Origin of the sequence: Sphingobium naphthae, assembly GCF_043589935.1 — a bacterium.
Classification (GTDB): domain Bacteria; phylum Pseudomonadota; class Alphaproteobacteria; order Sphingomonadales; family Sphingomonadaceae; genus Sphingobium; species Sphingobium naphthae_A.
The window spans coordinates 1,689,610-1,701,854 of sequence record NZ_CP171454.1; the positions used below are offsets into that span (position 1 = coordinate 1,689,610).

The 12,245-nt window shown below is 67.2% G+C and carries 11 protein-coding genes; 4 read left to right on the top strand and 7 right to left on the bottom strand.

Going from position 1 to position 12,245, the window contains the following annotated elements; all coding sequences use genetic code 11:
* Positions 1–119 precede the first annotated feature (119 nt).
* Together ACGGKE_RS08390 and ACGGKE_RS08395 are read left to right on the top strand one after the other, a co-directional pair.
* Entirely contained in the window at positions 120–341 is a 222-nt protein-coding gene (locus ACGGKE_RS08390; RefSeq protein ID WP_394436944.1) for a hypothetical protein, read from the top strand.
* Between the two features lie 39 nt (positions 342–380).
* Entirely contained in the window at positions 381–839 is a 459-nt protein-coding gene (locus ACGGKE_RS08395; RefSeq protein WP_394436946.1) for a nucleoside deaminase, read from the top strand.
* Here the strand turns inward: ACGGKE_RS08395 and ACGGKE_RS08400 are convergent.
* On the bottom strand, positions 801–2,699 hold the full coding sequence (locus ACGGKE_RS08400; protein ID WP_394436948.1) for a hypothetical protein: 1,899 nt from the start codon (positions 2,697–2,699) through the stop codon (positions 801–803). The two genes, ACGGKE_RS08395 and ACGGKE_RS08400, sit on opposite strands and share 39 nt — an antisense overlap.
* 45 nt (positions 2,700–2,744) lie before the next feature.
* On the opposite strand from ACGGKE_RS08400, the gene ACGGKE_RS08405 reads away from it, so the two are divergent.
* Positions 2,745–3,161, top strand: coding sequence for a GtrA family protein (locus tag ACGGKE_RS08405; protein ID WP_394436950.1), 417 nt, complete (start codon positions 2,745–2,747; stop codon positions 3,159–3,161).
* Here the strand turns inward: ACGGKE_RS08405 and fdhD are convergent.
* On the bottom strand, positions 3,158–3,946 hold the full coding sequence (gene fdhD / locus ACGGKE_RS08410; protein WP_394436952.1) for a formate dehydrogenase accessory sulfurtransferase FdhD: 789 nt from the start codon (positions 3,944–3,946) through the stop codon (positions 3,158–3,160). The two genes, ACGGKE_RS08405 and fdhD, sit on opposite strands and share 4 nt — an antisense overlap.
* A 117-nt stretch (positions 3,947–4,063) precedes the next feature.
* On the opposite strand from fdhD, the gene ACGGKE_RS08415 reads away from it, so the two are divergent.
* Positions 4,064–4,582 carry a molybdenum cofactor guanylyltransferase gene (locus ACGGKE_RS08415; protein WP_394436954.1) on the top strand — a complete coding sequence of 173 codons (519 nt, stop codon included), beginning with the start codon at positions 4,064–4,066 and terminating at the stop codon, positions 4,580–4,582.
* A gap of 7 nt (positions 4,583–4,589) precedes the next feature.
* Here the strand turns inward: ACGGKE_RS08415 and cobA are convergent, their stop codons facing one another.
* From cobA to ACGGKE_RS08440, 5 genes are all read right to left on the bottom strand, one after another.
* Positions 4,590–5,375 carry a uroporphyrinogen-III C-methyltransferase gene (gene cobA / locus ACGGKE_RS08420; protein ID WP_394436956.1) on the bottom strand — a complete coding sequence of 262 codons (786 nt, stop codon included), beginning with the start codon at positions 5,373–5,375 and terminating at the stop codon, positions 4,590–4,592.
* A complete protein-coding gene (locus ACGGKE_RS08425) occupies positions 5,362–7,962 on the bottom strand; it encodes a molybdopterin-dependent oxidoreductase (RefSeq protein ID WP_394436958.1) in 2,601 nt (866 codons plus the stop codon). Before ACGGKE_RS08425 ends, cobA begins: the two co-directional genes overlap by 14 nt.
* Complete coding sequence (nirD, locus tag ACGGKE_RS08430; protein WP_394436960.1) at positions 7,962–8,297, bottom strand: nitrite reductase small subunit NirD; 336 nt, start codon at positions 8,295–8,297, stop codon at positions 7,962–7,964. Before nirD ends, ACGGKE_RS08425 begins: the two co-directional genes overlap by 1 nt.
* A 5-nt stretch (positions 8,298–8,302) precedes the next feature.
* Positions 8,303–10,810 carry a nitrite reductase large subunit NirB gene (gene nirB, locus ACGGKE_RS08435; protein WP_394436963.1) on the bottom strand — a complete coding sequence of 836 codons (2,508 nt, stop codon included), beginning with the start codon at positions 10,808–10,810 and terminating at the stop codon, positions 8,303–8,305.
* Positions 10,811–11,007: 197 nt separating this feature from the next.
* On the bottom strand, positions 11,008–12,216 hold the full coding sequence (locus ACGGKE_RS08440; protein WP_394436965.1) for a hypothetical protein: 1,209 nt from the start codon (positions 12,214–12,216) through the stop codon (positions 11,008–11,010).
* Between the last annotated feature and the right edge of the window lie 29 nt (positions 12,217–12,245).

The following is a 12,245-nucleotide window of genomic DNA, read 5'->3' on the forward strand; positions in this document are numbered from 1 at the left end:
TTCGTTCGGAAAGCCGCGCCGATAACGGGATTCCCTGCGGCCGTCAACCCGCATGGGAAGGGACGCAACCCTTTCGCAGGGCCGAACGTTTGACATGGGTTATCCCAAAGGAGGCCGAAATGCGAATCATTGGTGGCTTGCTGGTCATTATCCTGCTCGTTCTTGCCGGCGGGATCGCCACCGGCTTCATCGACCTGCAACGGACGCAGTCGGGCAGCCTGCCCGAAGTATCGGTGAAGGGCGGAACATTGCCAAAATATGAGGCGAATGTCGCCAAGGTCGAGGTCGGAACCCGCAACGAGACAGTCGAAGTGCCGACCGTGGACGTGAAAAAACCCTGATCGTTTCGATCCCGACCAAGTTGCGCTAAAGGGCGGGGCATGGCTCCGCCCTTTCCCTTGCCTGCGCCCATGCGCCGCGCGCTCGATCTGGCGCGCCAGGCGCAGGCGGCGGGCGAAGTGCCGATCGGCGCGGTGGTGACGCGCGAGGGCGTCATCATCGGCGAGGGCGAGAATCGCAATCGGCGGGACCGCGATCCCACCGCTCATGCCGAAATCGTCGCGCTGCGCGCGGCCGCGACATGGCTCGACGATTTCCGCCTAACCGGCTGCGACCTGTGGGTCACGCTGGAGCCCTGCCCCATGTGCGCCGGCGCGATTGCCCATGCCCGGATCGCGCGGCTTTATTATGCGGCAGCCGACCCCAAGGGCGGCGCGATCGAGCAGGGGCCGCGCCTCTTCACCCAGCCGCAATGCCTGCACCGCCCCGACGTCTATGCGGGGCTGGCCGAGGCGGAGGCGTCAGCGCTGCTGCGCGATTTCTTCGCCGCCCGCCGGTGAATATAGGATGCGATACAGCTGATAGGGCAAGGTCATGCTGGTCCTGAGCTCGACCGGGACCAGCCAGTCGGGCCGCCGCCCGAGCATCAGATCGGCATAGAAGCCGCCGGGGCTGCGCGCCTGGTAGATGGTGCCCTCCGGGAAATTCGGGCAGACCAGCAAATAGGTGGCGTGATGCTTCGCGGCGATGGCGCGGAACGTCTCCGGCTTGCCGTCGAAGGCGTGATGCACGTCGAGGATGGTCGCGCCGTTACGGTGATAGGGGCCCGCCAGCGCGCTGTGATGCGTCGTCGCCAGGATGCGGGGCCCAAGATCGACCATGGTGAAGATGGTGGCGGCGGGCAGCTGATCCAGCACGGCGAGCGCTGGCTGGGTGCGGCAGCGGCCATTGGCTTTCTTGATCGCGTCGTTGCGCGCGACGGCCGAGGGGCGCCAGGGTTTGGGCTTGTGCCCCGTCACCTGCTGATAGGCCTTCATCGCCTGGGGGTAGAGCGGGTAGACGAACGCGATGGCCGCGAGCAGCGCGACGCCGATTGAGGCGGTGATACGAGCGCGACGCGTGCCGGTCAGCACGGCCGCCACCAGACGGTGCGCGGCCCAGGCGGCGGGCGGGATCGCCAGCAGCTGCGCCGCTGGTCCGGCGCGCAGCTGCCAGAAGAGCAATGCCGTCGAAAAGAGCATCATAAGGCCGACCGTTGCCCAGGCCCAGAGTTGTTCGCCATCGCGCCGCGCATCCCACAGCGCCCAGAGCAGGCCGAGCAGGCCGGCGGCGGGAATGGCGAGCAAGGGCACAACCAGGCTTTGCGCCTGGGCGGTGATGGGCTTGGCTTCGCGGATATTGGCGAGCCAGAGGCGCTGAAGCTCCGGCGATATCTGATAGGGGCTGAGGCATTGCGGCCATTTGAGCCAGAAGAAAAGCGCGACCGCACCGCCCACGACCAGGCCCGCCGCCAGTCGCGGCCTCCATCCGCGCCAGGGCAGCAGAGCCAGCAGCACCATGCCCGCTCCCGCTGCGCCGAACACCGCCACCCATATGGGCGACAGCGCGTCGCAGACCATGGCCCGGTTGGCGTAGCTGGCGAAGAGCAGATAGAAGAGCGAGGTCGCGCCGGCGAGACTGAGCGCGTAGGCGAGCATCCGCGCCTCGGCGCCGGGGCGGAACACCCAGCGCAGCGCGATGAGCGCGCCGCCCGCCGCCAGATAGACGATCATTTCCATGCCGATGGCGATGGAGAGCGCGCTGCTGACCCCAGCCATGACGCCGCCGCGCAGCCGGTTGGCGTCGATCACCCCGGCGAGCATGGTCAGGGCCAGCGCCAGTTGCCAGCCATGATGATCGATGCGCATCGGCGCATACATGCCCAACCCCATCTGCGCGGCGAAGGGCGCGGCGACCGCGAGGACCCAGCCATGCGGCCCGGCGAGGCGACGGCCGATGAAGCCGAGGCTGAGCATCAGCAGCAGCAAGGGCAGCAAGGGCGCGATGCCGCAGGCAAGGCGATCGGCCATCCCCTGATCGACAAAGGCGCGGAAGAAGAGCATCAGCGCGGCGAGGGGAATGTCGACGATGCGCGACCAGTGGATGTTCGCGCCGCCCGGCGGATCGAGCCTATATTGGCGCAGATCGTACCAGCCCTGCCCCGCCAGCCAGTCCTTCACCTGGACATAGCGGATATTGTCGTCGGTATCGCCCAACACCAGCCAGTGGATGGCGGGCCAGCGGGTCATCACCATCGCGACAGTCACGACGATCCACAGCAGGAAGGTCAGCCATTTCCAGTGGCGGCTGGCTTCGGCCAGAATATGATGCGCAAGCGCGCCCAGTCTGGTGCGCAGTGCGTGCCGGCTTTGCAAGTTCATGTCCGGTCGATTAGACGCTCCGCATCAAAGCGCAACGGGGGCCTCATGAATTTCGCCGAACGGTTGAGCCCGCAGCAGCGCGCGCTGTTCTGGCAGATCTGCCGCTATGGGCTGACCGGCCTGTTCGTCACGGCGTGCCAGGCGGCGATCTACTGGAGCCTGGCGGCGCTGGCTGGCTTGCATGTCCAGCTTGCCAATCTGATCGGCTATGGCGGCGCGGTATGCGTGGGCTATGTGGCGCACAGCCTCTTCACCTTCCGCGACCAGGCGCGCAGCGACGGCCATGCCGCGCGCGGGCTGCGGTTCGTGGCCGCGTCGCTGATCAGCTATGGGCTGAACGCCCTGTGGGTTTGGCTGTGCGTCACCGCCATGGGTTGGCCGGAATGGTCGCCGATCCCCGCGATGCTGTTCGTGACGCCGGCCATCATGTTCGTCCTCAACCGGCAATGGGTGTTCCGCTAAACGAGCGGCGCCCGCGCCAGCAGCGCGTCCGAGCGCGCGAGGACGATGAGCGGCAGCCCGGCCTGGGCGGCGCGATCGACGGCGAGGCGCGTGGGCGCGGAAATGGTCACGAGCAGCGGGCAATCGGCAAGCGCGGCCTTTTCCACCAGTTCATAGGAACAGCGCGAGGACAGCAGCGCGAAGCCGCCGTCCCAGCCAAGGCCCCCGCGCGCCATCGCGCCGATCAGCTTGTCGAAGGCGTTGTGCCGCCCGACATCCTCGCGCACCAAGCGAATGCCGCCGTCGGCAGCGACAAGCGCCGCGGCATGGGCAGCGCCGGTGGCGGCGTTGAGCGGCTGATGATCGCGCAGGGCGGCGAGCGCGCGGAAGATGGCGACCCGGTCCGCCCGCGAAGGGGCCGTGATGCGCGGCAGCGGGCGCAGCGCCTGCTCCAGCGTTTCGACGCCGCACAGGCCGCAGGCGGAATCCGACGTGCGGTGGCGCACCCGGTCCAGCAGCCCATCGACCCGGTGTGGCGGCAGGGTCGCGCGCGCGATCCATCCCGCATCGGTCGCATGGACGTCGATGTCGAGCAGGGCATCGTCGTGCCCGGCCAGTCGTTCGGCAAGGCTGAAGCCCTGGACGAGATCGGCGATGTCGGCGGGCGTCGCCATCAGCACGGCATAGCCTGCGCCATTATATTCGATCGCGACCGGCATTTCCTCCGCCAGCGGGCGGTCCACCGGGTCGGTCGCGCCGTCCGGGGTGAGGCGCGCGAAGCCGAGCGGCGCGACGGATGGGGTCACGCGGCGGTCTGACCAAGGGGAACGGCGTTCATGCCGCTGATCTAGGGGGCAGCGTGCGCGCTTGCAATTGTGCGCGGCGGTGTCGCGCCCCTATAGCGGTCGCCGGAGGAGGCGATGATGGCCACAGGACCAATATTGGGCGCCGTGCTGGCGGGCGGGCGATCCCGCCGCTTCGGCAGCGACAAGGCGATGGCGCTGCTGAACGGGCGGACGCTGCTGGACCATGCGATGGCGGCGCTGGCGCTGCATGTCGCGACGGTGGTGATATGCGGGCGCGACGGCGGACTGGCGGATCGCCCGCGCGCGAACCTGGGGCCGCTCGGCGGGCTCAACGCGGCGCTGCATCATGCGGCGGCGCAGGGCTTTGCCGGCGTGCTGACCACCGGATGCGACATGCCACTCTATCCGGCCGAACTGCCCGCCGCGCTGATCGGCGCGGGCGCGGCGGTGCTGGAGGGGCAGCAACTGCTCGGTTGGTGGCCGGCCGAGCTGGCGCCCGAACTGGACGCGCATCTGGCGGAGGAGAATGACCGCTCGATCCGCGGCTGGCTGGCGCGGGTCGATGCGCGGGTCGTGCAAATGCCGGGGCTGGCGTTGCTCAACATCAACCGGCCCGAGGATCTGGCGGCGCTCTAGCCTGTTCCTAGCGGACAGGAAGCGCCACGCTGGCGGCCAGGTCCGCGGGGCAAGGCGTGCCGGCCACCGCCTCGCCGATCAGCAGCAGGGTCGGATCCTCGTCGCTGATCGTGCGCACGAGAAATGCAAGGGCCGAGAGCTTGCCGCGAATCAGCCGCTCATCGGGCAGCGAGACATTGACCGCGACCATCACCGGGGTTTCGGGATCGCGGCCGGCGGCGATGAGCTGGCGGCTGATCTCGCCCGCAGCGGCGCGGCCCATATAGATGCCGAGCGTGCCGCCGGGCCGGGCCAGCGCATCCCAGTCGAGCTGCAAGGGCTCGCCAGCCTTCAAATGCGCGGTCACGAGCGTCAGTCCGCGCGCCACGCCGCGCAGGGTGAGCGAGGCGCTGCCGCTCGCGGCCGCCGCGCTGGCGGTGGTGATGCCGGGACAGATGCGGAAGCGCACGCCATCGGCGGCGAGATGGGCCATCTCCTCGGCGGAACGGCCGAAGATGGAAGGGTCGCCGCCCTTCAGCCGCACCACGCGCTTGCCCGCCCGGGCGGCGGCGAGCAGCAGGTCGTTGATGCTCTGCTGCGCCTTGCTGTGCCGACCCGATCGCTTGCCGACGCTGACCTGTTCGACACCTGGCGGGATGAGGGCGAGCACGTCCGGCCCGACCAGGGCGTCATAAAATACGATGTCCGCGGCCGCGATCAGCTTTTCCGCCTTGCGCGTGAGCAGGTCGGGATCGCCCGGCCCCGCCCCCACCAGCCAGACGTCGCCGGGCGCGATAAGATCATTCGGCTGCATGAAGCGTCTCCCGATGGGTTTGAGCCAGGATATTGGCGATGGCGGGGCGGCAGGAGCCGCAATTGGTGCCGGCGCCCAGCGCCTTGCCGACAGCGGGCACGTCGACCAGCTGCTGGTCGCGAATGGCGGCGACGATCTGGTTGAGGCCGATGTCGAAGCAGACGCAGATGGTGGCGCCCTTGTCGGGCTGGCTGCCCGGCCCGCGCGCGGCGAGGACGGAAGCGCCGACCTGATCCGCCTCCAGCTGGTCGATCAGCCAGTCGCGCGCTGGCAACAGGCCGGTGCGCGTCACGAACAGCACAGCGGCGAGCCGGCCTTCACGCAGGATGGCGACGCGGCGGGTGCCGCGGGTCTGGTCAATGGCCTCGACCCGGTCCCCTTTTGGCAGGCAGGCTTCGAGCCGGGCGGGATCGCCATTGCCGGCGACTTCATAGAGCGCGCCGCCTGGAACGGTGATGCGGGTGGCCCAGAGGCAGGGCAGCTTCACCTGGTCATGGCCGCGCAGGATCAGGAAGCCCTGCCATTGCGTCGCCACCGGCTCGATGCTGGCGGGCGTCGATTTGAAGCCCGGCTGGCCCGAATGGGGATCGACCAGGGGCCGGGGCAGCAGGCCGGTGCGGCCGCCGCTCGATATCTGGTCGGTCCAGTGGATCGGCGTGAAGATTTCGCCGGGTCGCTGGCTGTCGCTGACGCAGACGCGAAAGAGGCTGTCGCCCTGTGCGGTGCGGACGCGCGCCAGCCCCTTGTCGACGATGCCGAGCGCAGCGGCGTCCTGCGGGTGGATGTCGACCATCGGCTCCTCGCGATGGCGGGCGAGCTTGGGCGCGAGGCCCGTGCGAGTCATGGTGTGCCACTGATCGCGATAGCGGCCGGTGTTGAGCGTCATCGGCCAGTCGCGCAGCGGCGGCTGCATGTCCATCTGGCGCGTGAGGACAAGCCGCGCCCTGCCATCGGGCGTAGGGTAGCGGCCGTCGGCGAAAAGCGTCTCCCCGCCCCAGCGGAAAGGCGCCATCGCATCATAGGCGTCATTGCCGATCGTCGCGTACGCGCGCAGGTTGAGCAGCCGCTGGCCGTCATTCTGATAGGCGGTAAGGCGCGCATGTTCGCGCCAGATGTCAGCCGGCCGGTCATAGGCGAAGGCGTTGCGCCAGCCCATGCGGCGCGCCACTTCCTTGACGATCCACCAGTCGGGTTTCGCCTCCCCGGGCAAGGCCATGAAGGGACGCTGGCGACTGACGGTGCGGTCCGAATTGGTGACGGTGCCGTCCTTTTCTCCCCAGCCGGCGGCGGGCAGGCGGACATGGGCATGAGTCGCGCTGTCGGTGTCGGCGATGATGTCCGACACGACAAGGAAGGGGATGGAGGCCAGTGCATCGCGCACGCGGCCAGCGTCGGGTAGCGAGACGGCGGGATTGGTCGCCATGATCCAGAGCGCCTTGACCCGACCTTCGTCGATGCTGCGGAACAGGTCCACCGCCTTGAGGCCGGGGCGGGTAGCCATGTGCGGCGCCGCCCAGAAGCGGCCGACGCGCGCCACATTTTCGGGTGCGAAATCCATGTGCGCGGCGAGCGTCGACGCGAGGCCGCCGACTTCGCGCCCGCCCATGGCGTTGGGCTGCCCAGTGATGGAGAATGGCGCGGCGCCCGGCTTGCCGATGCGGCCGGTCGCGAGATGCAGGTTGAGAATCGCGTTCACCTGATCGGTGCCGCGGATCGACTGGTTGATGCCCTGGCTGAAGAGCGTGACGGTGCGCGGCGTCTGCGCGAACAGGGTGAAGAACTGCTCCAGCAGCGCGGGCGCAACGTCGCAGGTCCTGGCCGTCGACCAAAGGTCGTGGCCGGCGCGGATATGCGGCCAGAAGCCTTCGGGCACATCGAGATGGTCTGACGCGGTGAGGCCATGCTGGTCGCACCAGGCGAGAAGCCCGTTCATCAGCGCGACGTCGGTGCCGGGCTTCACCGGCAGGTGCAGGTCCGCCCCCTCGCAGGTTTCGGTGCGGCGCGGGTCGATCACGACCAGCTTGGTGCCGCGCGCGGCGCGGGCCGCCTGGATGCGCTGATAGACGATGGGATGGCACCAGGCGGTGTTGGAGCCAACAAGGACGATGAGGTCGGCCTGCTCCAGATCCTCATAGGTGGCGGGCACGATATCCTCGCCAAAGGCGCGGTTGTGGCCGGCGACCGCGCTCGACATGCAAAGCCGGCTGTTGGTGTCGATGTTCGCCGAACCGATGAAGCCCTTCATCAGCTTGTTGGCGACATAATAATCCTCGGTCAGCAACTGGCCCGAGACGTAGAAGGCGACACTGTCGGGGCCGTAGCGGTCGATCGTTTCCCTGAACCGTCTGGCGACCAGGTCCAGCGCCTTGTCCCAGCTGGCGCGCCGGTTCCCGATCATGGGATGGAGGAGACGGCCAGTGAGCCCGACCGTTTCGCCCAGATGCGTACCTTTGGAACAGAGGCGGCCGGCATTGGCCGGATGCGCCTCATCCCCCTTGATGGACACGGAACGCGGGCCGGTCGCCGTCGCGAAAATGCCGCAGCCGACGCCGCAATAGGCGCAGGTGGTGCGGACCGCGTCCCCCATCAGGCAGCCGCCTTCAGGGAAGCCGGACGCGCAATGAGGATGCGGCCGTCTTCCTGGCGAACGGCGATGGTCGGCGTGCAGCCCTCGTCATTGCCCTGCGCTTCGCCCGTCTTGAGCGCGATGTTCCAATTGTGCAGCGGGCAGGCGACGCTGTGACCATGGACGATGCCCTGGCTCAAAGGCCCCTTCTTGTGCGGACATTCGTTGACCAGCGCAAAGACATGGTCGTCGCTGGTGCGGAAAACGGCGATTTCCTTTTCGCCCGCAAGCTGGACGGTGCGCGCGCCGCGCGGGGGAATGTCGGCCAGCGTTCCGATGTCGATCCAGTCGGTCATGATGATTACTCCGCAGCGATGGCTATGGGCTGAAGATGCTGGTGCAGTTCGGCATGCTGCCCGGCGGCGCGCTCGGCCCAGGGATCGTCCTGGCTGAAGCTTTGCGAATAGAGGAAGCGCGCGCGCAGCGCTTCGCGACCAGCGTCATCCTCGACGATGCGCTGCTTGATATATGCAACCCCCACGCGCTCGATCCAGGGCGCGGTGCGCTCCAGATAGCGGGCTTCCTCGCGGTAGAGCTGAATGAAGGCGGCGCAATAGTCGAGCGCCTCCTGCTCGGTCGCGACCTTGCAGAGGAGGTCGGTGGCGCGGACATGGATGCCGCCATTGCCGCCGACATGCAGTTCGTAGCCCGAATCGACGCAGACCACGCCAAAGTCCTTAATCGTCGCTTCCGCGCAATTGCGGGGACAGCCCGATGCCGCGATCTTGAACTTGTGGGGCATCCACGATCCCCAGGTCATCCGTTCGATCTTGACGCCAAGGCCAGTCGAATCCTGCGTGCCGAAACGGCACCGTTCGGACCCGACGCAAGTCTTCACCGTGCGCAGCGACTTGCCATAAGCGTGGCCCGACACCATGCCCGCGGCATTGAGGTCGGCCCAGACGGCGGGCAGATCCTCCTTCTTGATGCCGAAGATGTCGAGCCGCTGGCCGCCCGTCACCTTGACCATCGGCGCGTCATATTTCTCGACCACGTCTGCGATGGCGCGCAGTTCGCGCGGATTGGTGAGGCCGCCCCACATGCGCGGGACAACCGAATAGGTGCCGTCCTTCTGAATATTGGCGTGCATGCGTTCGTTGACGAAGCGGCTCTGCTGGTCGTCCTGGTACTCGCCGGGCAGCGCGCAGAGCAGATAATAGTTGAGCGCGGGGCGGCAGGAGGAGCAGCCGTCTGGCGTCGTCCAGTGCAGCTTCTGCATGACCTCCGGTATCGAGCGCATGTCCTGCGCCACGATTTCGCGGCGGACATCGTCATGAGTGAAGCTGGTGCATTTGCACATGGTCTTGGGGCCGCTGGCGACGTCATCGCCCAGCGTGAGCGCCAGGAGATTTTCGACGAGGCCGGTGCATTGACCGCAGCTGGCCGACGCCTTGCAGCTGCCGCGAACGGCGTCGAGAGAGCAATTGCCCGCTGCGATGCAGGCGACGACCTGACCCTTGCTGACGCCGTTGCAGCCGCAAATCTCGGCATCGTCCGAGAGCGCCGCAACGGCCGCCTTAGGGTCCAGCGCGCCCCCTCCCGAGGCGAAGGCCTGACCGAAGATCAGCAGGTCGCGAATGTCGGCGATGTCCTCGCCCTTGCGGAGCAGGTCGAAATACCAGCCGCCGTCCGCCGTGTCGCCATAGAGCACCGCGCCGACGATGCGATCGTCCTTGACCACGACGCGCTTGTAGACGCCCCGCGAAGCGTCACGCAGCACAATGTCCTCGCACCCGTCGCCACCTGAAAAGTCGCCGGCGGAAAAGACGTCGAGACCGGCGACCTTGAGCTTGGTCGAGGTGACCGAGCCCTTGTAGCCGCTATGCTGGTCGGTGAGGCCGTCGGCGAGGCTGCGGCACATGTCCCACAAGGGCGCGACCAGGCCGTAGACATTGCCGTCATGTTCGACGCATTCGCCGACCGCCAGCACATCGGGATCGCTGGTGACCATATGGTCGTCGACCTTGATGCCGCGAGCAACGTCGAGGCCCGCTTCCTTCGCCAGCGCGACGGAGGGACGGATGCCGACTGCCATCACGACAAGGCTGGCGGAAATTTCGCGGCCGTCCTTCAGACGAACGCCCTCGACCTTGCCGTCGCCATAAATGGCTTCGGTGTTGGCGCCGGTCAGGATGGTTTGGCCGCGCGCTTCCAGGGCCGTCTTGAGCAGCCAGCCCGCCGCCTCGTCCAGTTGCCGCTCCATCAGCGTGTCCATCAGGTGGATGACCGTGACCTTCATGCCGCGCAGGGTCAGGCCATGCGCGGCTTCGAGGCCCAGCAGGCCGCCCCCGATCACCACGGCGTCGCCACCGGCATCGGCGGCCGCGAGCATGGTGTCGACATCCTTCATGTCGCGGAAGCTGATGACGCCCGGCAGCTCCTTGCCGGGCACAGGGATGATGAAGGGATCGGAGCCCGTGGCGATCAGCAGCTTGTCATAGCCGATGGTGCGGCCGGCCTTGCTGGTGACGGTCTTGGCGGCGCGATTGATCGCCGTCACCGGATCACCCGCGATCAACTCTATGCCATTGTCGGCATACCAGGCGGCGTCGTTGATGACGATGTCGTCAAACGCCTTTTCCCCGGCCAGCACCGGCGAGAGCATGATGCGGTTGTAATTCACATAGGGTTCGGCGCCAAAGATGGTGACGCGGTAGCGCCCCGCGTCGCGCGCCAGCAGTTCCTCGACCGCGCGGCAGCCGGCCATGCCGTTGCCCACCACGACCAGATGTTCGCGGACATCCTCGAACGGCACGAGGATGTCGTTCCCGCCGTCCGCCCGGCTTTCGTCCCTGACCTGCACTTCCATCCCCGGTCCTTTCGGAAAAGAAAAAGGCCGCCATCCGGACCCCCGGGGTTTGAACCCGAGAGTCTGGATGGCGGCCTTGCCATCATCTGCGCCTTGGCGGTCCTACCCTGAACCGCTGCGGCTATGAAAGAAGGACATCCTTGCCCTTTGCACTGCAGCATAAGCTGATTCGCGCGGGCGCTCAAGCGATAATGATGTCAGAGGCTCCAGTCGGCCTGGAGCCACAGCTTCTGACTGTCGGTGGCGAAGCTGTGGGCGTCGTAGCGGGCATAGCGCACCGAAAGCTGGGTGCGGCGCAGTTTCGCCGACGCGATGAGGTTCCATTCGTCGCCATAATGCTGGTCCCGCCGATCGCTGTCGAAGCGATGCCAGACGCCTTGCAGCGTAAGGGCGGAAAAAGGCCCAGCCTGTTTCCAGCCATAGCCGCCGCCGACATAGAGGTCCCGTATGCCATCGGGCGGCGTGGTCAGGAACTTGTCGGCCCAGCCCTGGAATTTGAAATTGGTGCCAAGCGGCGTCTGGAAGCTGGTGAGCGCCCCGTTCTTGCTCGCGCCCAATATTTCGTAGCCGGCGTTGAGTTTCCAGCCCTGCACGTCGAGCGTTGCGTCGGCCAGCCAATAGTCCGCGGCATAGTCATTGGGGTTGCAGTGATAGTCGGACTGGCGCGCGTAGCTCAGCTGATAGCCGATCTGCGCGGCAGGCGAGAGCCGGTGCGATCCGGCGAGGCGCAGGCCGTAGGTCTGGCTGGAGAGGCGATAGGCCTGCACCGCCGCCTCGTCCTGATCGACCAGATAGGCAAAGCCGGTGATCGTGCCCAGTGGCGTTGCATAGGAGAGATTGGCGAAGAGATTGTCGCCGCCAATCGCCTGCTGCCGCGCGCCTACGCCATCGATGCCCCAGATGGTGCGGACGGACCAGGCATAGGCGATGTCGAGCTTCACGCCCTTCACCGGCGTCAGTTCGGCCCGCACCGCGTCGAAGGTCTGACCATTGTCGCGGAAGGCGACATTGCCGACGAAGCGCTCGTCATCCAGCGCGATTTTCTGCCGGCCGCCGGTCAGCGTCAGCGCGCTGGTCCTATATTGGAGCTGGGCGATGTAGAGCGCGACATTCTGCGGATCGGCGATGATCGGGCGAGTGGCGGCGCCGTTGAGGCCATCATAATAATCATCGACGATGGCGAGCGTCCCCTGTCCCACCATGGTGGCGGAAAACCCGCCGCTGCTGGCGGTGAAGCCCGCGCGAGCGCGGACAGTCACGGCGTCGGAGTCATCCTCCGCCAAGCCGTCCTGTTGCGCATGTTCGTAGCGCAGCCGGGCTTCGGCGACAGGCTTGAGGGCGAAGTCCTGGGCGCAAGCGGGCCCTGCGACGGCCAGCGCGGCCGCCGATGCGAAAAGATATTTCATGGATGATCGTCCCCCCTCGGACGAAGAAT

Excerpts from the sequence above, each read along its gene's own strand:
- ACGGKE_RS08425 (WP_394436958.1), bottom strand. The coding sequence starts at position 7,962 with ATGGGGGACGCGGTCCGCACCACCTGCGCCTATTGCGGCGTCGGCTGC.
- ACGGKE_RS08390 (WP_394436944.1), top strand. The coding sequence starts at position 120 with ATGCGAATCATTGGTGGCTTGCTGGTCATTATCCTGCTCGTTCTTGCC.
- ACGGKE_RS08440 (WP_394436965.1), bottom strand. The coding sequence starts at position 12,216 with ATGAAATATCTTTTCGCATCGGCGGCCGCGCTGGCCGTCGCAGGGCCC.
- cobA (WP_394436956.1), bottom strand. The coding sequence starts at position 5,375 with ATGCAGCCGAATGATCTTATCGCGCCCGGCGACGTCTGGCTGGTGGGG.
- ACGGKE_RS08415 (WP_394436954.1), top strand. The coding sequence starts at position 4,064 with ATGGCCACAGGACCAATATTGGGCGCCGTGCTGGCGGGCGGGCGATCC.
- ACGGKE_RS08395 (WP_394436946.1), top strand. The coding sequence starts at position 381 with ATGGCTCCGCCCTTTCCCTTGCCTGCGCCCATGCGCCGCGCGCTCGAT.
- nirD (WP_394436960.1), bottom strand. The coding sequence starts at position 8,297 with ATGACCGACTGGATCGACATCGGAACGCTGGCCGACATTCCCCCGCGC.
- ACGGKE_RS08400 (WP_394436948.1), bottom strand. The coding sequence starts at position 2,699 with ATGAACTTGCAAAGCCGGCACGCACTGCGCACCAGACTGGGCGCGCTT.
- nirB (WP_394436963.1), bottom strand. The coding sequence starts at position 10,810 with ATGGAAGTGCAGGTCAGGGACGAAAGCCGGGCGGACGGCGGGAACGAC.
- ACGGKE_RS08405 (WP_394436950.1), top strand. The coding sequence starts at position 2,745 with ATGAATTTCGCCGAACGGTTGAGCCCGCAGCAGCGCGCGCTGTTCTGG.